This window comes from Azospirillum humicireducens (assembly GCF_001639105.2).
GTDB classification, from domain to species: domain Bacteria; phylum Pseudomonadota; class Alphaproteobacteria; order Azospirillales; family Azospirillaceae; genus Azospirillum; species Azospirillum humicireducens.
The window spans coordinates 2,720,001-2,742,552 of record NZ_CP015285.1; the positions used below are offsets into that span (position 1 = coordinate 2,720,001).

The following is a 22,552-nucleotide window of genomic DNA, read 5'->3' on the forward strand; positions in this document are numbered from 1 at the left end:
GGTCTTCGTTCGAGGACCTGGAGGTTTTCCGTAAAGCCTACCGGCTGTCGTTGGAAATACACCAGAAAAGCCTTGGGTTTCCTGCCATCGAGCAGGGAGCGCTCGCCGACCAGATGCGGCGGGCCTCCAAATCGGTGTGTGCGAACCTGGTTGAAGGCTTTTCCAGACAACAGTGGTCGAAAACAGAGTTCAGGCGATACCTGCACATCGCGATCTCGTCGGCAGACGAGATGAGGCTGTGGTGCCGCTACTGTCTGGATCTCGGCTATGTGGACCAGGAAACATGGCAGACATGGCGGGACGGCTTCCAGGAAGTTGCCCGCATGCTCCAAGGCCTGGGCAAAGCCGAACGCCACTGACGTCTGCCGTCTGGCATCTGTCCTCTGAGTGGTAGCGGAGCGTTCCGTAAGCCTGCGAAGGGTGCCCGTGAGGTCGCCTGGAGGTATCGGAAGTGAGAATGCTGACATGAGTAGCGACAAACAGTGTGAGAAACACTGTCGCCGAAAGTCCAAGGGTTCCTGCGCAAGGTTAATCCACGCAGGGTGAGCCGGCCCCTAAGGCGAGGCCGAAAGGCGTAGTCGATGGGAACCACGTTAATAGTCGTGGGCCTGGCGGAGGTGACGGATTGGAAAGCGTGTACGATCTTATCGGATTGATCGTGCTGTGGACCGGTTCCAGGAAATAGCCCCGCCATATAGACCGTACCCCAAACCGACACAGGTGGACTGGTAGAGTATACCCAGGCGCTTGAGAGAATGGTGTTGAAGGAACTCGGCAAATTGCCCTCGTAACTTCGGAAGAAGAGGGCCCCGTTGTGGCGCAAGCCATGGCGGGGGGCACAGACCAGGGGGTAGCGACTGTTTACTAAAAACACAGGGCTCTGCGAAGCCACACAAGGCGACGTATAGGGTCTGACGCCTGCCCGGTGCCGGAAGGTTAAGAGGAGAGGTGCAAGCCTTGAATTGAAGCCCCGGTAAACGGCGGCCGTAACTATAACGGTCCTAAGGTAGCGAAATTCCTTGTCGGGTAAGTTCCGACCTGCACGAATGGCGTAACGACTTCCCCGCTGTCTCCAACACCAACTCAGCGAAATTGAACTCTCCGTGAAGATGCGGAGTTCCCGCGGTCAGACGGAAAGACCCCGTGCACCTTTACTACAGCTTTGCAGTGGTGCTAGGGACTTCATGTGTAGGATAGGTGGGAGGCTTGGAAGCATGGGCGCCAGCCCGTGTGGAGCCAACCTTGAAATACCACCCTTGAAGTCTCTGGCATCTAACCGTGGCCCGTTATCCGGGTCCGGGACCCTGCATGGCGGGTAGTTTGACTGGGGCGGTCGCCTCCCAAAGTGTAACGGAGGCGCGCGATGGTGGGCTCAGAGCGGTCGGAAATCGCTCGTCGAGTGCAATGGCATAAGCCCGCCTGACTGCAAGACTGACAAGTCGAGCAGAGACGAAAGTCGGCCATAGTGATCCGGTGGCTCCACGTGGACGGGCCATCGCTCAACGGATAAAAGGTACGCCGGGGATAACAGGCTGATGACTCCCAAGAGTCCATATCGACGGAGTCGTTTGGCACCTCGATGTCGGCTCATCACATCCTGGGGCTGGAGCAGGTCCCAAGGGTTCGGCTGTTCGCCGATTAAAGTGGTACGTGAGCTGGGTTTAGAACGTCGTGAGACAGTTCGGTCCCTATCTGCCGTGGGTGTCGGAGTTTTGCGAGGATCTGTCCCTAGTACGAGAGGACCGGGATGGACATACCTCTGGTGCACCGGTTGTCACGCCAGTGGCATGGCCGGGTAGCTAAGTATGGACGGGATAACCGCTGAAAGCATCTAAGCGGGAAACCCACCTCTAAACCAGAGCTCCCTTGAGAGCCGTGACAGACCATCACGTCGATAGGAGGCATGTGGACGGGCAGCAATGCTTGAAGCTAAGCCTTACTAATCGCTCGATCGGCTTGATCTCGACACCACAGACCGCGCCATGCGCAGCAGCAAGCCTGCTCAAAGGCCCTGCTTGACGCAAGCCCGCCAGTTCGATACATCCTCACATCACTTGCACGACAGCGAAAGCGCTTTGGGTAGCGTCGGTCTTGAGCCTGGGTGACCTGGTGGTCATGGCGAGGTGTCAAACACCCGATCCCATCCCGAACTCGGCCGTGAAAAGCCTCCGCGCCAATGGTACTGCGTCTTAAGACGTGGGAGAGTAGGTCGCCGCCAGGTCACTCAGCCTCAAGAGACGCCAAACCGAAGCAGAAATCGCTGACATCTTTGCACACATCGAAAAACGCCCCGGTTCAACAGAGCCGGGGCGTTTTCGTGTGCCTGGGCTGCGCATTTTCGATCGCTTCACAGGCTATTAATTTGTTTTTGGTGGATTGGTCGCAGTGGTCCGCCGGACGGCGGCGGCGTGGGGACGGCGATGGGCGACTCGGACGATCTTTTCGACATCTACCGCAAGGATCACAGCAAGGCGGCACTGACCGGTCCCGCACTGGCGACGGCCCTGGCCGACACGGTGCGGCGCAGCCTCGCGCAGATCGAGGAGCTGTGTGCCGACGTGACCCGCGCGCTCGCCCAGGCCCGCTATACGACGAAGCTGGGACAGACGGTGACCGACCGCTCCAGCTATGTGCGGCTCGACCGTCAGTCGGAGAGTTTCCGCGACTATCTGCGGGGCTGGAGCCAGCAGCGGGCCGAGCGCGGCAGCGGCGGCATGCATTGGGAGGCCCACATCCTCGTCACCGACCATCGGCGGACAACGAAGGAGATCGGGCTTGGCATCGCCTTCGAATGGCCGGGCCAAAGCGCGGAAGGGGAGGGCAGCCTCGCCTTCGTCGAGTTCTGGCCGACAGGCACCGGGGTGGCGCTGCCGTCGGACGCCCGCGGCTTCCAGCGCGCGCTGGTCGCCTGCATCATCAAGCTGGAGCAGGCCGGCGAACTGGCGAGCGTCAAGAGCCGCGGCTGAGTCTCAAAGGCTGGCGTTCAGGCCCGAGGCCGAGAGTTCCACCGGCCGGCGCGCCTGTCCGTCGCGGGCATAGGTGCCGTCGCTGGCAGCCCTTTCCAGCGCGATCAGCAGGTTGCGATTGATGGTCAGCACCGCCTTGCGCAGGGCGACGAGGCCGGAGGCGTTGGTGGACACCGCCCGCTCCAACCGGTCGATGCGCTCCAGCGTCATCGCGCGCAGGTCGTCGGGCAGGCGGATGCCTTCGTCGCGCGCCCGCAGCACGGCGCCCTCCAACTGTTCGGCCATCGCCGCCTTGCGGTGGGCGAAGACCTCCAGCCGGTCGAGCATGCCGGCGGCGATGCAGGCCGATTCCTCCTCCAGGACGGCGGACAGAGCCTCCACAGCGTCGAGGAAGTCGCGCACCAGCAGCGCGGTGGCGCCGTCATAGCCGGGATCGGGGGCGGCCATGTTCTCAAGCGGCGCCGGTTCGGCGGCGCGGTCTGGGGCGAATTCGTGGATCAGGTCCTTGAGGGTGACGCTCATGACGGCTGCTCCGGCTGGGTGAGCCCCTGGGCGGCATAAAGGCGGGCGATCTCGTCATGCGTCATCCGGCCGATGCCGAGCGTGCCGGACTCGGCGATGGCCTTGCCGTATTCCTGCAGCAGCATGCTGCGCCACGGCTTTTCCGCCGGTCCGCCGCCGCCGAACAGCGGGCTTTCGCGCATGCCCGCGAACATGCTCTCCATCAACTGGCTTACCAGCATCGCCTCGAACTCCTTGGCGACCTTTTCGGCTGCCGCCGGGTTGGGAACGGCCGGTGTCGAGGCTGCGGGGGCAGTCGCGGCTGTGGCGCGGAAGGTGGCTGCGGCGATGTCCATCGTCGATTCTCGCGGTCAGATGATTTCCAGATCGGCGTGCAGGGCGCCGGCGGCCTTGATCGCCTGGAGGATGGCCACCATGTCGCGCGGGCCCACGCCGAGCGCGTTCAGGCCGTTGACCAGCTGCTGCAGGCTGACATTGCCGCCCACGGTGACGAACTGGCGGCCATTGCCTTCCTGCACCTGCACGTCGGTGCGCGGCACCACGACGGTGGAGCCGTTGCTGAAGGGCTGCGGCTGCGACACCTGCGGCGTCTCCACCACGCGGACGGTCAGGTTGCCCTGGGTGATGGCGACGCGGCTGACCCGCACATCGTCGCCGATGACGATGGTGCCGCTGCGCTCGTCCACCACCACGCGGGCGATGGCGTCGGGGCGGACCGGCAGCTGTTCGATCTCGCCGATCAGGCGGGGGACGTTGCCGACATACGCACCGGTGATCCGTACATCGACCGTGGTCAGGTCGACCACGCGGGCATTGCCGGCGCCGAGCCGGCCGTTCACCGCGTCGGCGATGCGGATCGCCGTGGTGAAGTCGGGGTTGCGCAGGGCCATGCGCACCGCGCCGACATCGTTCAGGGCGAATTTCAGCTCGCGTTCCACCGTGGCGCCGTTGGCGATGCGGGCGGTGGTGGGAACGCCCTTGGTCACGGTTGCAGCGGCTCCGCCGGCGCTGAAACCGCCGACCGACAGCGGCCCCTGGGCGACGGCATAGGCCTCGCCGTCGGCACCCAGCAGCGGGGTCACCACCAGCGTGCCGCCGAGCAGGCTGGTGGCGTCGCCCAGCGCGGAAACCGTCACGTCGACGGTGGTGCCCTGGCGCGGGAAGGGCGGCAGGCTGGCCGTCACCATCACCGCTGCGGCATTGCGGGTGCGCAGGGTCTCGCCGCGGGTGTTGATGCCCAGCCGCTCCATCATCCCTTTCAGGCTCTGTTCGGTGAAGGGGGTGTTGATGAGGCGGTCGCCGGTGCCGTTCAGCCCCACCACCAGGCCGTAGCCGACCAGCTGGTTGCGGCGGACCCCGTCGAAGGTGACCAGATCCTTGACCCGTGTCTGCGCCGCCGCCGGGGCGGGTAGGGCCGACAGGACGGCGAGCGCCACCAGCAGCGCGGCGGCCAGTGCCGCGGCACGGTTGAGGGCGGGCCGGAGCCGGCGCGGAACGGGGGCCTGGATGCCGGGGCTCATGGCGATGGGACCTAGAGGTAGTTGGTCAGGCGGAGCTTGGCGATGCGCGCGGTGGCGTCGGAGGTGGCGTCGATCTGCGCCTCCAGCTGGCTGATCCGCGTGCTCGCCTCATAGGGGTCGACGCCTTCCAGATTGTCGATCTGCAGGCTGAGGATCGACTTCTGCGTCTTGTGCTGTTCGGCCAGGGTGGCGACCTGGGCGCGCTGGACGCCGAGCTGCGCCGTCGCCTCCCGCAGCTTGCCGAGGCCGCCGGACAGCTTGTCGACCGCCGTCCTGATATAGTCGGGATAGGCGTCGACATCCATCGCGGAGGTGTCGACCGCCGCCAGCATGTAGATGCCTTCCAGCAGCTCCCGCATCATCGGGTCGTTGGCCTGCACGCCATAGGCGATGGTGCTGGAGTCGGCCGGACGGCCGGCGACGCGCGGGGAGGCGGCGCCGCCGGGCTGGAGCGAGGTGGTGCCGGTGTAGAGCCCGCCCTCGAAGGTGTCGGTCAGCGGGGCGGGGGCCGGCGTCGCCGGGTCGCGCACGGCGAAGAGGTCGTCCAGTTGGGCGATGACCGCGGCGGTCTCCGCCGCCGTCTTCGGCATCTCGGTGCCGCCGGTGGCGGACTGGATGGCGTCGCGGACGATCTGCATCGGCGCGCGCAGGCCCGACTTGTCGCCGTCGACATTGCGCATCGGCGGCTGGTCGAGCGCGGTGCCGGCGAACAGATAGGCGTTGCCGGCCGACGCGTTCAGCAGCCCGACCACCTGATCCAGCACGCCGCGCGCCCGCACCTGCAGCGAACTGCCGGTCGGCGACTGCTGCCCCAGCCCGGTGGAGGCGGCGGCCAGCAGGTCGGTGCCGGACGCGATGATGCTGGTCATCGCGCTGTCCATCATCTTCATCCGGCCGTCGAGCAGGTCGGTGGTCTTCACATACTCGTCGGTGCGGTCGAACAGGTTGCGCAGCGCGATGTCGCGGCCGGTGCTGGCGCCGATGGTCGCCGCGACATCGGCATGGATGCCGGTCGCCACCTCCTCGTTGGCGCGGACCAGCTCCATCTGCTGCCGGGTCATGGTGCTTTGCAGCTTTCGGCTCATCCCCAGCGTGGACAGGGCATTGTACAGCATCGGACTTACCCCTTGATCTGCAGCAGGATGTCGATCATGCGGCCGGCGACCTGCACCACCTGGGCACTGGCGCCATAGCTCTGCTCGATCAGCAGCAGCTTCTGCATCTCGTCGTCGATGTTGACGCCGTCGCGGTTGATGCGGGCGGACTCCAGCGTGTCGGCGCTGATCTTGCGCGCGTTCATCTCCGCTTCCGCGCCGGTGCGGTAGCCCTGCTGGGCCGACACCATGGCGGTGGCGTAGCTGCCGAGCGTCGCGGAGGCCGGCATGTCGGTGGCGGCGAAGCTGCGCGCGGTGGTGAAGACGGTCAGGAACCTGTCGATCTGCGTCTGGTCGCCGGGCTGGAGCGGGGCCGCCGCCTGGACGCCGCTGCGCACCCGCCAGCTTTCCGTGCGCACCGAATCGTTGACGGCGATGCGCGAGGCAAGACCGGCGGTGGTGCCGTAGGCGGCACCGGCGTCGGTGAACAGCCCCGGCTGGGTCGGATCTGCCTCGGCTCCCTGGAAGGCCTGGACGAGGCCGGCGGCCATCTCGTCGAGCTGGGCCAGCGCGCGGGGCATGTCCTGCTTGATCGTCTGGACATAGCCCATGATCCGCCCGCTCTGGATCTCGCTGTCCGGCTTGGCGGACAGGGCGACGCCGTTGGCCATCACCTCGTCGCCCAGCAGCGTCAGCGGCTGTTCGCCGGGCGCCAGCGGATGGTCGAGCAGGGTCTGGCCGTTGCGGGTCATCACCACCATCTGGCCGTCCTCGCGGCTGTAGGTGCGGATGCCGATCTCCTGCGACACCCGGTCGAGCAGGCGGTCGCGCTCGTCGCGCAGGTCGCCGGCGTCGCCGCCGCGCGCGTCCAGATCGGCGATCCGGCCGTTCAGGTCGCTGATCCGCTGCAGCGAGCCGTTCACCGTGTCGACGGAGGTCTGCAGGCGGTCGCGGGCGTCGGACTGTACGGTCTGCGCCGCCTCCGCCGCCCGCTTCAGCGAATCGGTCAGCGTGACCGCCTGCGACACCACGGCATTCTGGGCGGCCTCGTCCTGCGGCATGCCGTGCAGGCGGGAGAAGGCCTGCTGCAGCTTCGACAGCTGGGTGGAGACCGATTTCTCGTCCTGCGGCTGTCCCAGCACCAGGGCGTAGTCGGCAAGCGCCGACGCCCGCGCCTCCTGGCCGGTGTAGCGGCTGGTCTCGAACCGGGCGTCGCGGATCAGCAGCTCGTCCACCTTGCGGGCGACGGCGTCCACCTGCACCCCGGAGCCGCGGCCGGCGGTGTTGACCGACGACAGGGCGAGGTCGCGGCGCACATAGCCGGCGGTGGTGGCGTTGGCGAGATTGTGGGAGGTCATCGCCGCCTGCTGCTGCGTCGTGCGCAGGCCGGACAGGGCGGCGGTGAGGGCGAGTTGGACGCTCATGGCCGGGGCTCCGTCGGGACTGGGCTCAACGCTTCAGGCGGGTGGTTTCTTCCACCAGCTCGTCGGTGGTCCGCACCAGGGTGGCGTTCGACGAATAGGCGCGCTGGGTTTCGATCAGCGACACCAGTTCGGTGGCGATGTCGACGTTCGACTGCTCCAGGGCCCCGCCGACCACGGTGCCGGCGCCGCCCTGCTTGCCGGCGCCCAGCGTCAGCGTGCCGGTGTCGGACCCCAGAACGTAGGTGTTGCCGTCCTGGGCGACCAGACCGTCGGGGTTGGTCACGGTGGCGACCGGAATCTGGTAGAGCGCCTGGCGGGCGCCGTTGTCGTACAGCACCCACAGCTTGCCGCCGTCGTCGATGTCGACCGAGGTGACCTGTCCGACCTTGGCGCCGTCGCGCGTCACCGTCGGCACATAGTCGCCGTTCAACTGGGTGAGGTTGCCGAGGGACATGGTGAAGCTGTCGGAGGCCGGGGTGGCCGGCGAGGTGACGGTGAGACCCGGCATCGGGTCGAGCGGCAGGCCGGCGCCGTCCACCGGCTTTCCGGCATTGGGACCGGTGGCGGCGAAGGTCAGCGTCAGCGGCGCGCCGCCCACGGTGTAGCCGGTCGGGCCGGTGGCGGTCAGCGTCCATTCGTTGGGCGTGGCGCCCTTGGTCCAGGTCAGCGACAGATCGAGCGCGTTGCCGAGCGCGTCGTAGAAGGTCGGGCTGGTGGTGAAGCTGTCGCCCGCCGCCGCCTGGGCCGGCAGGTTGCCGGAGAAGTTCATCGTCGTCGTCTTGGAGCCGCCATAGACGAGATTGCCGATGTTGACCGACTGCAGGTCGTCGAAGCGGGCGGTGCTGACGTTGGGCAGCGTGCCGTCGGGGTTCAGCTTCCAGGCTTCCAGATACTGGCCGGCGTTGTTGCGCAGGAAGCCGCTTTCGTCGGGCAGGAAGCTGCCGGCGCGGGTCAGCGAATATTCCGGCGTGCCGGAGGACTTGTTGCCGACGACGAAGAAGCCGTCGCCGCTGATCGCCATGTCGGTGGTCGAGCCGGTGCCGAGGATGGTGCCGTCCTGCTGCACCTGATAGTGCGTGGTCGACTGCACGCCGCTGGCCGTGTAGGTGCTGCGGGCGCCGGGCGAGGTGACCAGGGTGGAGAAATCCACGGTGGCGCGCTTGTAGCCGACTGTCTGGGAGTTGCTGATGTTGTCCGAGATGGCGGCGAGGCGCGAGCTTTGCGCCGCCATGCCGCTGACACCGGAACGCATAGCGCTGTACAGGCTCATCCTTGGGATCCTCAGGTCAACCGTTGAACAGGCCGTCGAACGGGCCGTCGCAGTGACGACGAACGGAATCGGCGAACGGAAGGGGAGTGGCGCGTCCCGGGATTCTCCGCGAAGGACTGACGGGGTTAACGGTAGCGAAGGGGTTTTAAAGGCGCTTTAAAAGAAAAAGCGGGCGCTTTTGTTAAAATGCTTGGGAGTTTTTATTTGGAAGTTCTTTTGTGTTGCCCCCTCCCCATCCCTCCCCCGCGTTCCGCGGGAGAGGGGGCAGGAGCTTTGCGGGAGCGTGGCAAAGGAGTGGCGGAGTTCCCTCTCCCGCGATCGGACCGGCCTTTGGCCGGCCGAGAGCGGGGGGGGGGTAGGGAGGGGGCACCACCACGCCTCCTCACCCCGGCCGCCGCAGCAGGGTGATGCTGATCCGCCGGTTGCTGGGGTCGAGCGGGTCGCTGCTGCCGAAATGGTCGAGGTCGGCGCGGCCTTCGACGCGGACGATGCGGCTGCCGGGGATGCCGCTGGCCAGAAGTTCGCGGCGGGCGGCGTTGGCGCGGTCGCTCGACAGCTCCCAGTTGCCGTATTTGGCGTCTGGGGCATAGCCGAGAGCGTCGGTGTGGCCGGTGATGCCGATGGGATTGGGGACGGAGGCCAGCGCCGAGGCCACCATCCGCATCAGCCGGCGGCCCTGCTCGTTCATCTGGGCCGAGCCGACCTTGAACATCGAGAAGCGTGCCTGATCGGTCAGCTGGACGCGCAAGCCTTCCGGCACCTGCTGGATCACCAGGCTGCCCTGCAGGGCGTTGAGATCGGGCGAGGCGGCGATGCGCTGGCGCAGGTCGCGCTCCAGCGTTTCCAGCGCCACCCGTTCGGTCAGTTCGGCGGATTGGCGGTCGAGCAGCGCCTCCAACTCCGCCCGCGTCGCGGTGGCGCCGGTGGGCGGAGGTTCGGCTGCTGCCGGTGCGGCTGCGGCTTGCGCCGGTTCGGCGGCTGGGCGCAGCAGGTCCACCGGTGGCGTCGGGCTGCCGGCCGGGTGGGGCATCGGATCCTTGCGGCCGGCCGGCTGGCGGTCGCTGTCGCCGACCGACGCCACGACCGGCGGCGAGGCCACCGGGCTGGCCTGATCGCCGGCGGCATTGGGGGTGGTCAGCGAGCCGCTCTTGTCGACCGAGCGGCCGGCCAGCATGCCGTCGGCGCCGGAGTTGCTCTGCGACACCGCCACCGGGTTGAAATAGTCGGCGATGCCCTTGCGCTGTTCGGTGGTGGTGATGTTCATCAGCCACATCACCAGGAAGAAGGTCATCATCGCCGTCACGAAGTCGGCATAGGCCAGCTTCCAGGTGCCGTTGTGCTCCTCTTCCTCATGGCCGCCGAGATGGCGCTTGACGATGATCGGGGGGAGGGCGGTCTTGCGCGGCATGGCCGGTCACGCCGGCTGGCGGGCGTCGCGGGCCTTGGCCTGCGACGACAGGGTGGTGGCGACCTCGACCTCGGCCAGGCTGGGCTGGATGTCGGTGTACAGCACCTTGCGGGCATATTCGGCGCAGACCTGCGGCGGGCTGCCGCGCAGATAGGCGCAGAGCGCCGCCTTGATGCAGAAATACATGTTCAGTTCCGATTCGCGGCGCTGGCGGGCAGCGCTGGCGATGGGACCGACCATGCCGTAGGACAGCAGCACGCCGAGGAAGGTGCCGGTCAGCGCGCCGCCGATCATGCGGCCCAGCACCTCCGGCGCCTCGCTGATCGCGCCCATGGCGTTGATGACGCCCAGAACGGCGGCGACGATGCCCAGCGCCGGCAGGGCGTCGGCAAGATTCTGCAGCGCCTTCGGCACCTGGTTCAGCTCGCGGCCCAGCGTGTCCAGCTCCTCCGTCATCAGCGATTCCAGATCGTGCGGGTTGTCCTGCCCCAGCGCGATCAGGCGCAGATAGTCGCACAGGAAGGTCATGCAGCGTTCATAGCGCAGCACGTTTGGATACTGGGTGAACAGCGGGCTTTCAGCCGGCTTGTCGATGTCGGCCTCGATCTGCGACATGCCCTTGGACTTGGCGACGCGCAGCAGGCCGTAGACCAGCGCGATCATGTCGAGATAGTCGTTCTTGGGCGTGCTCCGCCCGCGGGCGATGGCGCCGACGGCGCGCAGCGTGTCGCGCAGGACCGACGGGCTGTTGGCGATGGCGAAGCCGCCGATGCCGGCACCGATGATGATGACGATCTCGACCGGCTGCCACAGCACGGCCATCCGCCCGCCCATCGCATAGAATCCGCCCAGCACGCTGGCGAACACCGCGATCAACCCGAACATCAAGCGCATGGTTCTCTTCTCCGGAAGTGCACAGGCCGTCGCGACGGGTGGCAACGCGCTGCCGACGCTACAGGCCGCCGTTTAAAGCGGCTTTACGGATCGCAGCCCGCGGGTCAGGGCTTGCCGCGCCAGTCGCGGGCCAGCCGGTCGAGCGCGGCGGCAGCGGCGAGGTCGCGCTCCACCGACTCCGCGCGCAGCGGGCCGTCGGCGGGCGGCGGGGCCAGCGCGTCGAGCAGCCCGGCCCAGCGGGTGCCCGCCAGACGGCCGCGCTGCTGGTCGCCAAGCCCGCGCAGGGCATCGGCGTCGCCGGCCAGATAGGCGGACAGGCCCTGCAGGGCGACATCCTCCGCCGTCGGTTCGGCGCCGGTGGCGGCCAGCTCGGCGAAGGCCTTGCGGGCGGCGGGCCACTCGCCGGCAGCGAACAGCCCCTGGGCACGGAGCCGCGCCGCCTCCGGTCCGCCCAGGCCGCGCAGCGTGTCGAGCGCCCGCACGGTGTCCCCGCCGCCGAGCAGGGCGTCGGCGCGCAGCAGGGCGCGGCGTTCGGCCAGGGCGGGCTCCAGCGTCGGGCTGCCGGTGCCGGACAGCACGTCCAGCGCCTCGGCCTCGCGCCCGCTGTCGATCAGGGCGCGGGCCAGGGTGGCGCCCAGCTCCGCCCGTTGGGATCCGGTCGCGCTTTCGGTCAGGGCATGCAGGATGCGGGTGGCCTCCAGCGCATAGCCGTCGCGCAGCAGCAGGGTGGCGAGGCGGAGGCGCAGCCCGCCATCCGGGCTGTCGGCGAGCGCGACCAGCCGGCCGTGCCTGGCCTGCAGCGCCAGCGCATAGAGCCCGCCCGGCGGCGCGCGGTCGAGGCGGTCGAGAACCGCGTCCAACAGGTTGCGCCCGGCCGCCAGGGCGTCGCGCCCGCGCGTCGTGGCGCCGAAACGGCGGCCCAGCAGGCCGAAGATGTCGAGCGCCGCGTCGGTCCTGCCGCTGCGGGCATAGGCGGCGCCGAGGGCGGCCAGCGCGTCGGTCTCGATCTCGTCGCCGCGCCAGGCGAAGCGCAGGGCCTCCAGCGCGGCGATGGCGCCATCCTCGTCCAGCCGGCCCAGGCTGCGGCGCAGCTCGATGGCGCGCACCTCGGCCCGGCGGGCGAAGGGGCCGCGGCGCAAGGCTGCGGCGGCGTCGTAGCGGTCGAGCGCGGCGTCGGGCGTCGCCTTCAGCTCGGCCAGCCGACCGCGGAAGTAATCGAGCCGTCCGTCGGCCATGCCCTTCGAATCGACGGTGATCATCTCCAGCACGATCAGGCTCAGGGCGGCGCTGTCCCCGGCCTCGTCCGACGCGGCGGCCAGCGTGGTCAGCAGGCGGCTGCGCAGGTCCGGCGGATAGTCGAGCAGGCGGCGCAGGGCGATCGGCAACCCCTCCTTGGCCGCCGCCCAGCGGGAGGACGCCAGCGCGACGCTGCGCCAGACATTATGGTCGGGCATGACGCCGGCCGGCAGCTGGACGAACAGGCTGTCGTCCGGCGCGTCCTCGCGGTCGAGCGCGCGGAAGGCGTCGCCGAGGATGCGCAGGGTATAGCGCTGGTCGGGTGCCGGCGACAGGCTGGCCGCCGTCTCCAGCGCCGCGCGTCCTTCCTCGTCCATGGCGCGGGCCAGCAGGAAGCGGATCAGCGCGATCTGCGCATCGACCCGCGCCCGGCCCTGTGCCGTCCGAACAGCGCTCTGCAGCGCCTCGCGGCTGCGGTTGAAGTCGTCGCCGGCCCAGGCGGCGAGGTCCATCGCCCCGATGGGCGGCGGTGCCGGGGGCTTCGGTGGTTCGGCCGCCCGCAGGGCGGGTTTCGTGCTGCGGTCCGGCATGCGGTCGAGCTGCCACAGCGTGTCCTCGATGCTGGAGCGCACCTCGCCTTCCAGGCTGGCGACGAGGGGAGCAGGTGGGGATATGCCCTCTCCCGCCCCGGGTTGAATCCCCCTCTCCCCCCCGGGGAGAGGGGACTCTTCCGGGAGAGGGAGATTGGCGGGCGTCGCGTTGGCGGTGCCGATAGGATTCAGAGCTTCCACGACTTGGGCGACACCGATAGTACCGCCCTGCGGCACCGGTTCCGGCCCCGCGGCAACCACCGCCTCCGGCACCTCCACCGCCCCCCCTTCAGGCGCCCCCGGCTTGACCCCCGGCACCGGCGGGCCGGCGACATCGACGATCAACATCCGGCGCTCGATGAGGCTGGAAACCCGCGCGCCGCAGGGGATCGCCGCGGTCAGGCTGCGCCCGTCATCCGCGGTCACGAAATCCGACAGGCGGCGCGAGAAGGTCTCGCGCAGGCTGGCGAGCGGCCAGCGCACCGGATCGGGCGTGCCGATGCGCAGAACGCAGCCGTCGACGACCGCCACCGGCTCCAGCCCCTTCGGTATGGACAGCACCAGCCGCGAGTAATCGCCATGGTCGCCCAGCTGTGCGCGGACCGAGGCCGCCTGTGCCGGACCGGATCCCGCCAGCAGGGCGAGGGCCAGCGTCGAACTGAGAAGCGATGCGGTATCCGGGCGCCGTTTCATCACAGTCGTCTCGCATTTTATCGAAATGATCGCCAAACCTTGTCCAAGACCGGAAAGGTGCCGGCCGGGACGGTCCAGGTTGAAACCCGGCTTTAAACTGCATCGTCCAGATTAAGGCGGAGTTCAAAACCGGAGAGTTCGGCGATGGAGAACCAGCTTTACATCGGACTGTCGCGCCAGATGGCGCTTCGGCGGCAGCTGGACGTCGTGGCGAACAATGTCGCCAACATGAATACCGCCGGCTTCCGCGGCGAACGCACCCTGTTCGAGGCGGCGCTGGAGGCCGGCGGACGCAAGCCGACCGACCGCATCGCCTTCACCATCGACCGGTCCACCTACACCGATCTGCGCGCCGGCGCCTTCACCGAGACCGGCAATCCCTATGACGTGGCGCTGGACGGCGACGGCTTCCTCGCCGTGCAGTCGCCCGACGGCGTGCGCTACAGCCGTGACGGCCGGCTGCGCCGCGACGCGGACGGCACGCTGGTCGGCACCAACGGCTATCCGGTGCTGGACGACGGCCGCCGCCCCATCGTCATCCCGTCCGACAGCAGCGTCATCAGCATCGGGTCGGACGGGCTGCTGTCGGCCGACGGCAATGTCATCGCCCGCATCGCCGTCTTCCGTTTCGACAACCCGCAGCAGTTGAAGCAGACCGGCGACCTGCTGTTCGAGCCGGGCGAGGGCATGGAGGCGCGTCCCGCCCCCGACACCCGGCTGGTGGAAGGCAAGGTCGAACGGTCCAACGTGCAGGGCATCGTCGAGATCGGCCGCATGATGGACCTGACCCGCGATTATCAGGCGGTGACCAAGATGGTGGACGACGGGCAGGACCTGCTGCGCTCCGCCATCAACCGCCTCGGCAAATCCTCTTGAAGCTCCAATAGGGAGAGTCCGTCCATGCGCGTGCTCAGCATCGCGTCCACCGGCATGATGGCCCAGCAGATGAACGTCGAGGTCATCTCCAACAACATCGCCAACATCAACACCACGGCCTTCAAGCGCTCGCGCGCCGAATTCCAGGATCTGATGTATCAGGCGGAGCGGCGGCAGGGCAGCCAGTCGACCGATTCGGGCACCATCGTGCCGACCGGCGTCGAGGTGGGGCTGGGCGTGCGGCCGACCTCGGTCAACCGCATCAACACCACCGGCAACCTGACCTCGACCGGCAACGAGCTGGATCTGGCGATTGAGGGCCGCGGTTATTTCAACGTGACCCAGCCCGGCGGCGAGACCGTCTACACCCGTGCCGGCAGCTTCAAGCTGTCGCCGGAGGGCAGCATCGTCACCGCCGACGGCTACACTGTCGCCCCCGGCATCACCGTGCCGCAGGGCACGCGCGAGGTGGTGATCAACCGCTCCGGCGAGGTGCTGGCCTATGTCGATGGGCGGAACCAGCCGGTCAACCAGGGCCAGCTGGCGATGACGGTGTTCGTCAACGACAGCGGCCTGGAGGCGCTGGGCGACAACCTGTTCCGCGCCACCCCGGCATCGGGCGAGCCGCAGGACGGGCTGGCCGGTCAGGCCGGCTTCGGCACCATCCGCCAGAAGTACCTGGAATCCTCCAACGTCAACGTGGTGCAGGAGATCACCGAGCTGATTTCCGCCCAGCGCGCTTATGAGATGAACGCCAAGGTGATCGAGGCCGGCGACCAGATGGCCTCCACCATGACGAACATGCGGTGACGACGGTGTTGCACACCATCCGGCGTCCCCTGGCCTTCCTGCTGCTTGGAGCCGCCCTGGCACTGCCGCTGCATGCCGCTGCGGGTCCGGTCGAGTCCCGGCTGGCGGAGGAGCTTCTGGCCTCCCTCGGCCCGACGGTGCCGGCCGACGCGCAGGTGGCGGTCACTCTCGGCCGGCCGTTCGACGGCAGGCTGGACGCCGTGCGCGACATCAACCTCGATCCCCGCACCGGAACCTTCCAGGCTCGCATCCTCAGCGACGGCGGGATCGTCGAGTTGAACGGCAGGGCCGAGGTCGAGGTGGCGATGCCTGTGCCGGTCCGCCGCATCCGGCCAGGTGAGATCATCGAGGCGGCCGACCTGACCACGGTCCGTCTGTCGCTGGACCGCGCCGGGTCGGGATTCATCTCCTCGGCCGACGCGCTGATCGGCCTGTCGCCGCGCCGCCAGATCCCGGCCGGCCGGCTGATCCAGGTCGGATCGGTCGGGGCGCCCATCGTCGTCCAGCGCAACCGGCCGGTGACGTTGGTTTACGAGGACGGCGCCCTGGTTCTGGCGGCGCGCGGACGCGCCCTGCAGGAGGGCGGCGTCGGCGACATCGTGCGCGTCATGAACATCGCCAGCAGCACCATCGTCACCGGGACCGTCACCGGCGCGGAAACCGTTTCCGTGAACGGCCCGCGCATTCCGCAAAGACCGTGAATAGTGGTCGCGCGGCCCTGATCGACCCATATTAGGGAGCTTCCGTCATGCGCACCGCGCTCGTCCCCATCCTGCTGCTTTCGCTTGCGACCGGCGGCTGCGCGCGGCTGTCCGATATCGGCAGCGCTCCCACCCTGTCGGAGATCTCCAACCCGGCGATGCAGCCGGAGGCACGCGTGATCTCGCTGCCGATGCCGCAGCCGACCATGGCGGAGCAGATCCCCAGCTCCCTGTGGCGCACCGGATCGCGCGACTTCTTCCGCGATCCGCGCGCCAAGTCGGTGGGTGACCTGCTGACGGTGGTCATCGACATCTCCGACCAGGCGCAGCTGCGCAACAGCACCCAGCGCGGACGCACCAACAACGAGAAGGCCGGGCTGCCCAATTTCTTCGGGCTGGAAAGCCGCCTGCCCGCCGTGCTGCCCGACGCGGTCGATCCGTCGAGCCTGGTCGATCTCGACAGCTCCAGCACGTCGAGCGGCAACGGCACCATCCAGCGCAACGAGCGCATCGCCATGCGCGTCGCCGCCGTGGTGACGCAGGTGCTGCCCAACGGCAATTTCGTCATCGCCGGCCGGCAGGAGGTGCGGGTGAACTACGAACTGCGCGAGATGCGCATCGCCGGCGTCATCCGTCCCGAAGACATCAGCAACGCCAACACCATCGAATACGACAAGATCGCCGAGGCGCGCATCACCTATGGCGGCCGCGGCCAGATCACCGACGTGCAGCAGCCGCGCTACGGCCAGCAGGTGCTGGACGTGATCCTGCCCTTCTGACATCCGGCTTCACCGGGGATTCCGCATCATGAAAGCCGTCCTGCTGTTCGCCGTGGCCGCCGCACTCGCCTTTGCCGGCGGCTACGGCTTCGGCCGCTTCGAGGTTCCGCGAGGCGCGGCTGCCGGCGGCCAGCCCGATGCCGGGGCAGCCGTTGCCGGCGGTCCCTACTACGTCGAGGCCGGGCAGCTGGTCGTGCCGATGCTGGAGCGCGGCCGTACCGTCGCCTTCATCCTGACCCAGGTGACGCTGGAGGCGTCCAGCGCCGACGACGCGCTGCTGCTGCGCCGCCGCCTGCCGCATGCGCGCAGCGCCATGCTGGAGGCGCTGTTCGACCTCGCCGGACATGGCCGCTTCAACGGCCCGTCGGTCGATCCGCAGGGGGTGGCGACCGCGTTGCTGGCCGGCGCCAACGGCACCTTCACCGGCCCCGAAAGCGCCCGGCCGGTCCGTGCGGTGCTGATCGACCGGCTGCTGCGCCAGGAAAACACGCGGCTGTAACATCCCCTCTCCAGGGTTGGAGCGGGCGCGTTGCCTCACGACGCCGACAGCACGGCGCTGGACTCCACCGTGGCGCCGTTCTTCAGCACGAACTTCGTGGCGCCGTCGACGCTGCGCACCTCGGCCACCGTGTCGGTGACGACGGTGGCGGTGTTCAGCGTCTTGCCATCCTTGTCCTTGGCCGTCACCCGCAGGGTGTAGAGGCCGTCGGGGGCGGTGCCGCCGCTGGGCGTCTTGCCGGTCCAGCTGAAGACCTGACGGCCGGTCTGCAGGGCGCCCGGCGTGCTGTACACCACGTTGCCGGCGGCATTCAGCACGTCCAGCTTCACGGAGGCCGGCTGGCCGTCCACCGTGTAGGCGGCCTCCGCCTTGCCGCCGGTCAGCGACAGCTGATTGGATTCCACCTCCACCTTGCGGCCGAGCAGGGCCATGTCCATCCGCATGCCGCTGCTCTTCAGCGTGTCCAGCACCTTGCCGAGCGTGTCATTGGAGCGCATCGACTGTTCCACCGTGGAGAGCTGCGCCAGCTGGGTCATGAACTGCGAAGCGTCCATCGGCGCCAGCGGATCCTGGTTGCGCAGCTGGGCGGTCAGCAGCTTCAGGAAGGATTCGTAATCGACGGTCGCCTTCTTGGTCTCGTCTGCGGACGCGGGGGCGGTCTTCGGGGCGGTGACGCCGGTGCTGGGAGCGGTGGTCATGACGAAAAGCTCTTTCCTGTTCAGACGGTGACGTCGACCAGCCCGTCGATCGGGCGCATCGGTCTGTCGTCGACGGGGGCGGGACCGGGGTCGGATTGGACCTGAGCGCGCCAGCCGGCGGCGGCGCGGTCCCGGTCGGGAGCGGTGAAGCCGCGCGACTGGCCGTCGTCCTGCAGCGAGAACTGCAGGCTGGAATTGTCGAGCGACAGGCCGGCGTCGCCGAGCGCGCGTTCGAGCTGCTGCAGGTCGCGCCGCAGCAGGGCCAGCGTGTCGGCCTGCTCGGCCTGGACGGTCAGCGAGACCTTGCCGTCGCTGACGTCGGCGACGACGCGGATGCGGCCCAGCTCCGCCGGGGCGAGGTCGATGTGGAACTCGCCGCCCCCGGAGTCGAGCACGCGCACCAGCGGAGCGGCCAACTGTGCCATTGCCGGGCTGTGCGCCGTTGCGGCCCGGCCCGATGCCGCGGCGGCGGCATAGTGCGTCGCGGCCTGTGCGGGCAGGGTGGGCAGGGCTTCGAAGCCGGTCGCGGCGGTGCCGCTGTTGGCGGAAGGCGGCGTGCCGAAAGCGGGCGCCGGTTCGGGAGTGGCGGCGGCGACCGCTGCATCGGCGGCGGGCTGGGCCGTCCGGGAAGACGCCGCGGCGCTGACGGGCTGGTCCGCCTTGTCGGCGGCGGCCGGCCGGCCGGTTCCGCGGGCGGAGCGGATCGCGGTCCGGGGATCGCTGCTCTCGTCGCGGCGGCTGGCGCGCCCGTCCGGGTCTGCGTCCGCGTCGGCGGCGACGGTGGGGGCTGGCATGGCTGCGGTCGAGGCGGTCGCCTCTGTGGGCACAGACATGGATTGCGGGAACGCGGGCTCGGCCTCGTTCTGGCCCGTGGCGTCCCTAGGGGCCCCCTGAGGCGCGCCCTCGGCGCTGGTTGCGCTCTGTGTCGTGCCCGCAGGCGTGGGGGCACCGGTTGCCGACGGTTCGACCGGCTGCTGCGGAGCGGCAGCGTTCCCCGTGGTCCGGTTGCCGTTTCCAATAGCGGAAAGGGCCTGCTGCCCGGCCAGCGCAGCTGCCTCGCCCGGATTCGGAGCCGGTGCCGCGGGCATGCCCGGCGGCGGCGCGGCCGGGTTGGCGGCGGCCATCCAGGGCATCAGCGGCGCGTCGGTGCTGCCGCCAGGCTGGACCGCCGGTTGTACGACCGCGTGGGTGACCGTGGACTGTGCGGCGGCGGGGGTGTCGGGCCTCGGTTCCTTGCGTCTGCGCAGACGGTCGGGGCGAGTCGCGGATTCGTCGGGTTCGTCTTCCGCGGCGTCCTCCACCAGGCTGGAGAAGTCGCCGTCGCGCGCATCGCCGCCAGCGGAGCCGCCGCGCTGAGACGGGGTGGAGCGGGACGGTGCCGCGACGGCATCTGGCATGCTGGTCATGGCGCTCAATTGGTCAGGGTGGGGCGCGGAACGGCCGTCGCCGGCACCGAAGCGCCGACGACGGTGGGAGCGGCCTTGCGGTCGCCGGGCAAGGCGCGGCGCTGCAGGATCAGCCGCGTCACCTCGCGCGCCTTGGCGTCGGCCATCTCGGCCAGGATCGGGGCGGCGCGCCGTTCGGAAATGCGGTCCAGCACGTCGACCACCATGTCGGTTTCCATATCGGTCAGGATGCGGGCGGCATCGCGCGGCTTCATCGCCTCATAGATCGCCACCATCCGTTTCAGGTCCTCCTGCTGCAGATTGGAGCGCTGGGCCATCAGCGTCTCGACCTCGCGCTTCACGCCGTTCAGGCGCTGGATCTGGGTGCCGACGCGCGCCTCGGTGGCGGCCAGCACCGCTTCGGCCTCGCGCAGCCGGTTGTGACGGCCGGAGTTGTCGGCCTTCTGCTCGTCGATGGCCGCGCGCAGAAGCGGATCGGTGCAGCTGGGCGGAGCCAGCGCCACCGGCGGCGGCGCTTCGGCAACCGGCGTCGAGACCGGCAGGGGCGCGGGGACCGGTACCGGTGCGGCAGCCGCTTCGGCAGTCTTGGCGTCGGTGGCCTTCAGGTCGGTCGCCCAGGGGCGTTCATGGGCGCCGAACTCGCGGTCGAATTGCTGGGCGATCACCGGGAAGCCGTCCACCAGAGCGCCGAGCTTCAGCGGCAGCACCATCAGGACCGCGACCAGCGTGATGGGGAGGATGCGGGGAATCATGCCGACGCCTCCGATCCCACGGTGCGCAGCCGCGCATAGAAGGCGCTGGCCGCCGCCTTCGCCGGAGCGGCGGGAGCGGGAGCTTCCGCCGTCTGGCCGGCGACGGCGCGCAGGGCGGTTTCGAGCGCCCGGAACTCGCCCTTGTCGATCTCCTCCGCCGTCAGGGCCGCCATCAGCGGAGCGGCGGCTGTTTCAGGCGGCTTCGCGACGGCTTCGGCACTGCCAGCTGCGGTTGCTTCCGCCTGTGCCCGGTTGCGGCCGGTGCGCATTGCCCCTTCGTCGAGCCGGCGCAGCAGGGCGCGGGCATGCTGGACCGACTCCTCCATGCGGGCGGTGGTGCGCTCGCAGGAGCCCAGGATCAGCGCCATGTCCTCCTTCATGCCCTTGGCGCGGTCGAGATCGTCGGACAGCCGGGCGGCGATCTCCGTCGCCGACGCCACCATGCGCTTCATCGAGGCGTCGGTGTCGTCGATCGACTTGGAGAAGGTCGACACCAGGGCGTTGATCTCGGACTGTCCGGTGCGCAGCAGCTTCAGCCGCTTGTTGACGATGACCAGATAGGCGGTCGCCGTGACCAGCATCACCGCCAGGGCCGCGTCAATGAGAAAGGAGACCATCGATCAGCTCCTGCTTGGTGTCGAGATCGGTGTCGATCTTCACCGCGATGTTGTCGTTGCGCTGTCCCATCTGTCCGGCGAACAGCGGTATGGTCTTGCTGAAGACCAGGACGGTCTGATCGGGGCCGATGCGCAGCTTCAGCGACTGGCCCTTCTGCCAGGCCAGGACCTCGCCCAGCGGCACCTTGGTCTCCGCCAGCACGGCGACCAGCTCCAGCTTGGAGCGCATCAGCTCGTTCTTCAGGTGGCTTTCCCACACCGTGTCATGGCCGAACTTCTCGCCCATGAACATCTGCACCAGCTTGCCGCGGATCGGCTCCAGCGTGGCGTAGGGGATGACGATGTCGATGTGGCCGGTGCGGCGCTCCACCTCCACGGCGATGCGCACGCGGATGATGGCGTTGGTGGCGCGCGTGATGGTGGCGAACTGCGGGTTCACCTCCAGCCGGTCGAAGACGAAATCGACCTGGGCCAGCGGATCGAAGGACTGTCCCAGATCCTGGAGCACCACCTTCATCATCCGCTCGGTCATCTTGCGCTCGATGGAGGTGTAGGCCCGCCCGTCGATCCGCCCCGGCCTGGACCGCCGCCCGCCCAGCAGCACGTCCATCATGCAATAGATCAGCGCGCTGTCGATGGACACCAGCATCTGGTTGTCCCACGGCTCGGCGCGGGCGACGCCGATCAGGGCCGGCAGCTCGATGGTGTCCTGGAAGTCGGTGTAGCGCAGCCATTCGATCTTCGACAGCGACGCCTCGACGTTGGTGGACGCGAACTGGCGCAGCGAGGTGTTCAGCATCCGCACCATGCGGTCGAACACCACGTCCAGCATCGGCAGCCGGTCCTTGTTGACCGTGGTCGAGCTGACCAGCCGCTGGATGGCGCTCATCGCCGGGCCGCCGCCCTCCGGTGCGGCGAAATTCAGCAGCCGGTCGATCTCTTCCTGGCTCAGCGTCCGGGTCTCGCCGGGCAGGCCGGCCATTGCGTCGCCCGTCGCCTCCGCCGCCGCTGCGGCGGGCGGGGCGGTCTGCCGGGCCGCGGCCAGTTCCCACGCGGCGTCGGACCAGTCCGCGGCCCCGTCGGACCCCTCGTCCGGAACGGTCTGGGCAGCGGCCATGGAGGGGGCGGTCGGGGCGGGGGTGTCGGTCATCCGGTGCCTCTGGAAGGTCGCTATTGCGTGAGCAGGTTGCGCAGCAGGACGTCGGTGACGACCTCCTGCCGGCCGGCGGGATCGGACAGGATCAGGTTGAAGCGGCGCTTGATCTCGCTGCGCAGCCGGTGCAGCCCGGCCGACCCCTCAAGGTCGTCCTGGTCCAGGTTGCGCAGGAACTCCTGCAGGCTGTCGGTGAGCTGCGGCATGGCGCGCTCCAGCCGCTCGCGGTCGCGGTGGGCGGCGGTCAGCGACAGGCCGATCTTCAGGAAGCGGGACGGCGTGTCGTGCCGCAGGTTGACGACCAGCTCCGGCATGTCGACCACGGCGTCGGCAGGCAGCGCCTCCGTCGCCGCCGGCCACAGCCGGTCCAGCGCCTGCGGCCCGGCCGCCATCCAGTAGCCGGCGATCCCGGCCGCCGCCACGCCCCCCACCGCGATGAGGCCGGCAGCCAAACGGGCGAGCGGCAGCGCGATCACCAGGATGCGCCCCGATCCACGAAGGCGGTTCAGGACTTCGTCCCTGACCGTTCCGGTCCCCGCCATGCCAAATCGTGTAATCATCGATCCATCCCGCGGACGATTGCCGAAAATTTTAGTAAAGCTGGCGTTCGATAAGATTTGAGGCGCTTTGTCTTGCGAGGCCAC

At 68.8% G+C, this 22,552-nt stretch carries 21 protein-coding genes and 2 rRNA genes (1 of these 23 running past the window's edge); 8 read left to right on the plus strand and 15 right to left on the minus strand.

From position 1 onward, the window contains the following. From A6A40_RS12795 to A6A40_RS12805, 3 genes are all read left to right on the plus strand, one after another. A 23S ribosomal RNA gene (locus A6A40_RS12795) occupies positions 1-1,964 on the plus strand; it begins 1,210 nt to the left of the window's first position. Between the two features lie 141 nt (positions 1,965-2,105). Continuing rightward, positions 2,106-2,221 (plus strand): 5S ribosomal RNA (gene rrf / locus A6A40_RS12800). Positions 2,222-2,420: 199 nt separating this feature from the next. Continuing rightward, entirely contained in the window at positions 2,421-2,966 is a 546-nt protein-coding gene (locus A6A40_RS12805) for a hypothetical protein (protein WP_063635719.1), read from the plus strand. 3 nt (positions 2,967-2,969) lie between these two features. Here A6A40_RS12805 and A6A40_RS12810 read toward each other — a convergent pair whose 3' ends face one another. The 9 genes from A6A40_RS12810 to A6A40_RS12850 all read right to left on the minus strand — a co-directional run bounded on the left by A6A40_RS12810 (position 2,970) and on the right by A6A40_RS12850 (position 13,617). Further along, complete coding sequence (locus tag A6A40_RS12810) at positions 2,970-3,488, minus strand: hypothetical protein (RefSeq protein ID WP_063635720.1); 519 nt, start codon at positions 3,486-3,488, stop codon at positions 2,970-2,972. Then, the gene (locus tag A6A40_RS12815) at positions 3,485-3,823 is read right to left on the minus strand and encodes a rod-binding protein (protein WP_063635721.1); all 339 of its coding nucleotides are present in this window, start codon (positions 3,821-3,823) and stop codon (positions 3,485-3,487) included. Before A6A40_RS12815 ends, A6A40_RS12810 begins: the two co-directional genes overlap by 4 nt. 15 nt (positions 3,824-3,838) lie before the next feature. Then, complete coding sequence (locus A6A40_RS12820; RefSeq protein WP_063635722.1) at positions 3,839-5,008, minus strand: flagellar basal body P-ring protein FlgI; 1,170 nt, start codon at positions 5,006-5,008, stop codon at positions 3,839-3,841. A gap of 11 nt (positions 5,009-5,019) precedes the next feature. Beyond that, positions 5,020-6,123, minus strand: a complete 1,104-nt coding sequence (locus A6A40_RS12825; RefSeq protein ID WP_063635723.1) for a flagellin N-terminal helical domain-containing protein — start codon at positions 6,121-6,123, stop codon at positions 5,020-5,022. Between the two features lie 5 nt (positions 6,124-6,128). After that, positions 6,129-7,526, minus strand: a complete 1,398-nt coding sequence (gene flgK / locus A6A40_RS12830) for a flagellar hook-associated protein FlgK (RefSeq protein ID WP_063635724.1) — start codon at positions 7,524-7,526, stop codon at positions 6,129-6,131. Between the two features lie 25 nt (positions 7,527-7,551). Further along, complete coding sequence (locus tag A6A40_RS12835; RefSeq protein ID WP_063635725.1) at positions 7,552-8,796, minus strand: flagellar hook protein FlgE; 1,245 nt, start codon at positions 8,794-8,796, stop codon at positions 7,552-7,554. Positions 8,797-9,178: 382 nt separating this feature from the next. Beyond that, entirely contained in the window at positions 9,179-10,204 is a 1,026-nt protein-coding gene (locus A6A40_RS12840) for a flagellar motor protein MotB (RefSeq protein ID WP_063635726.1), read from the minus strand. Between the two features lie 6 nt (positions 10,205-10,210). Further along, positions 10,211-11,098 (minus strand): flagellar motor stator protein MotA, encoded by an 888-nt coding sequence (motA, locus tag A6A40_RS12845; RefSeq protein ID WP_063635727.1) that lies wholly within the window; start codon positions 11,096-11,098, stop codon positions 10,211-10,213. 104 nt (positions 11,099-11,202) lie between these two features. Beyond that, entirely contained in the window at positions 11,203-13,617 is a 2,415-nt protein-coding gene (locus A6A40_RS12850; RefSeq protein ID WP_063635728.1) for a hypothetical protein, read from the minus strand. 144 nt (positions 13,618-13,761) lie between these two features. On the opposite strand from A6A40_RS12850, the gene flgF reads away from it, so the two are divergent. The 5 genes from flgF to A6A40_RS12875 are packed head-to-tail and all read left to right on the plus strand — an operon-like array spanning position 13,762 to position 17,282. Next, positions 13,762-14,493 carry a flagellar basal-body rod protein FlgF gene (gene flgF, locus A6A40_RS12855; protein ID WP_063635729.1) on the plus strand — a complete coding sequence of 244 codons (732 nt, stop codon included), beginning with the start codon at positions 13,762-13,764 and terminating at the stop codon, positions 14,491-14,493. Between the two features lie 24 nt (positions 14,494-14,517). Continuing rightward, complete coding sequence (gene flgG, locus A6A40_RS12860) at positions 14,518-15,303, plus strand: flagellar basal-body rod protein FlgG (protein ID WP_063635730.1); 786 nt, start codon at positions 14,518-14,520, stop codon at positions 15,301-15,303. After that, on the plus strand, positions 15,300-16,004 hold the full coding sequence (flgA, locus tag A6A40_RS12865) for a flagellar basal body P-ring formation chaperone FlgA (protein ID WP_063635731.1): 705 nt from the start codon (positions 15,300-15,302) through the stop codon (positions 16,002-16,004). The genes flgG and flgA overlap by 4 nt, the downstream gene beginning before the upstream one ends. 47 nt (positions 16,005-16,051) lie before the next feature. Continuing rightward, positions 16,052-16,783, plus strand: coding sequence for a flagellar basal body L-ring protein FlgH (gene flgH, locus A6A40_RS12870; RefSeq protein ID WP_063635732.1), 732 nt, complete (start codon positions 16,052-16,054; stop codon positions 16,781-16,783). A 28-nt stretch (positions 16,784-16,811) separates the two neighbouring features. After that, positions 16,812-17,282, plus strand: a complete 471-nt coding sequence (locus tag A6A40_RS12875; protein WP_063635733.1) for a hypothetical protein — start codon at positions 16,812-16,814, stop codon at positions 17,280-17,282. A gap of 35 nt (positions 17,283-17,317) precedes the next feature. Here the strand turns inward: A6A40_RS12875 and A6A40_RS12880 are convergent, their stop codons facing one another. From A6A40_RS12880 to A6A40_RS12905, 6 genes are read right to left on the minus strand one after another with little or no spacing between them, the layout of a single operon-like run. Then, positions 17,318-17,980, minus strand: coding sequence for a flagellar hook assembly protein FlgD (locus A6A40_RS12880; protein ID WP_063635734.1), 663 nt, complete (start codon positions 17,978-17,980; stop codon positions 17,318-17,320). 20 nt (positions 17,981-18,000) lie between these two features. Beyond that, positions 18,001-19,386 carry a flagellar hook-length control protein FliK gene (locus A6A40_RS12885; protein ID WP_063635735.1) on the minus strand — a complete coding sequence of 462 codons (1,386 nt, stop codon included), beginning with the start codon at positions 19,384-19,386 and terminating at the stop codon, positions 18,001-18,003. A 5-nt stretch (positions 19,387-19,391) separates the two neighbouring features. Continuing rightward, positions 19,392-20,138 carry a MotE family protein gene (locus A6A40_RS12890; protein ID WP_063635736.1) on the minus strand — a complete coding sequence of 249 codons (747 nt, stop codon included), beginning with the start codon at positions 20,136-20,138 and terminating at the stop codon, positions 19,392-19,394. Continuing rightward, entirely contained in the window at positions 20,135-20,755 is a 621-nt protein-coding gene (locus tag A6A40_RS12895) for a DUF6468 domain-containing protein (RefSeq protein WP_063635737.1), read from the minus strand. The genes A6A40_RS12890 and A6A40_RS12895 overlap by 4 nt, the downstream gene beginning before the upstream one ends. Then, complete coding sequence (fliM, locus tag A6A40_RS12900) at positions 20,736-21,905, minus strand: flagellar motor switch protein FliM (protein WP_236783662.1); 1,170 nt, start codon at positions 21,903-21,905, stop codon at positions 20,736-20,738. The genes A6A40_RS12895 and fliM overlap by 20 nt, the downstream gene beginning before the upstream one ends. A gap of 20 nt (positions 21,906-21,925) precedes the next feature. Then, positions 21,926-22,468, minus strand: coding sequence for a flagellar basal body-associated FliL family protein (locus A6A40_RS12905; RefSeq protein ID WP_236783663.1), 543 nt, complete (start codon positions 22,466-22,468; stop codon positions 21,926-21,928). Positions 22,469-22,552: the final 84 nt, after the last annotated feature.

What these genes read in the sequence shown, in the direction of transcription:
- A6A40_RS12805 (WP_063635719.1), top strand. Translation starts at nt 2,421, where the DNA reads ATGGGCGACTCGGACGATCTTTTCGACATCTACCGCAAGGATCACAGC.
- A6A40_RS12810 (WP_063635720.1), bottom strand. Translation starts at nt 3,488, where the DNA reads ATGAGCGTCACCCTCAAGGACCTGATCCACGAATTCGCCCCAGACCGC.
- A6A40_RS12815 (WP_063635721.1), bottom strand. Translation starts at nt 3,823, where the DNA reads ATGGACATCGCCGCAGCCACCTTCCGCGCCACAGCCGCGACTGCCCCC.
- A6A40_RS12820 (WP_063635722.1), bottom strand. Translation starts at nt 5,008, where the DNA reads ATGAGCCCCGGCATCCAGGCCCCCGTTCCGCGCCGGCTCCGGCCCGCC.
- A6A40_RS12825 (WP_063635723.1), bottom strand. Translation starts at nt 6,123, where the DNA reads ATGCTGTACAATGCCCTGTCCACGCTGGGGATGAGCCGAAAGCTGCAA.
- flgK (WP_063635724.1), bottom strand. Translation starts at nt 7,526, where the DNA reads ATGAGCGTCCAACTCGCCCTCACCGCCGCCCTGTCCGGCCTGCGCACG.
- A6A40_RS12835 (WP_063635725.1), bottom strand. Translation starts at nt 8,796, where the DNA reads ATGAGCCTGTACAGCGCTATGCGTTCCGGTGTCAGCGGCATGGCGGCG.
- A6A40_RS12840 (WP_063635726.1), bottom strand. Translation starts at nt 10,204, where the DNA reads ATGCCGCGCAAGACCGCCCTCCCCCCGATCATCGTCAAGCGCCATCTC.
- motA (WP_063635727.1), bottom strand. Translation starts at nt 11,098, where the DNA reads ATGCGCTTGATGTTCGGGTTGATCGCGGTGTTCGCCAGCGTGCTGGGC.
- A6A40_RS12850 (WP_063635728.1), bottom strand. Translation starts at nt 13,617, where the DNA reads ATGAAACGGCGCCCGGATACCGCATCGCTTCTCAGTTCGACGCTGGCC.
- flgF (WP_063635729.1), top strand. Translation starts at nt 13,762, where the DNA reads ATGGAGAACCAGCTTTACATCGGACTGTCGCGCCAGATGGCGCTTCGG.
- flgG (WP_063635730.1), top strand. Translation starts at nt 14,518, where the DNA reads ATGCGCGTGCTCAGCATCGCGTCCACCGGCATGATGGCCCAGCAGATG.
- flgH (WP_063635732.1), top strand. Translation starts at nt 16,052, where the DNA reads ATGCGCACCGCGCTCGTCCCCATCCTGCTGCTTTCGCTTGCGACCGGC.
- A6A40_RS12875 (WP_063635733.1), top strand. Translation starts at nt 16,812, where the DNA reads ATGAAAGCCGTCCTGCTGTTCGCCGTGGCCGCCGCACTCGCCTTTGCC.
- A6A40_RS12880 (WP_063635734.1), bottom strand. Translation starts at nt 17,980, where the DNA reads ATGACCACCGCTCCCAGCACCGGCGTCACCGCCCCGAAGACCGCCCCC.
- A6A40_RS12885 (WP_063635735.1), bottom strand. Translation starts at nt 19,386, where the DNA reads ATGACCAGCATGCCAGATGCCGTCGCGGCACCGTCCCGCTCCACCCCG.
- A6A40_RS12890 (WP_063635736.1), bottom strand. Translation starts at nt 20,138, where the DNA reads ATGATTCCCCGCATCCTCCCCATCACGCTGGTCGCGGTCCTGATGGTG.
- A6A40_RS12895 (WP_063635737.1), bottom strand. Translation starts at nt 20,755, where the DNA reads ATGGTCTCCTTTCTCATTGACGCGGCCCTGGCGGTGATGCTGGTCACG.
- fliM (WP_236783662.1), bottom strand. Translation starts at nt 21,905, where the DNA reads ATGACCGACACCCCCGCCCCGACCGCCCCCTCCATGGCCGCTGCCCAG.
- A6A40_RS12905 (WP_236783663.1), bottom strand. Translation starts at nt 22,468, where the DNA reads ATGATTACACGATTTGGCATGGCGGGGACCGGAACGGTCAGGGACGAA.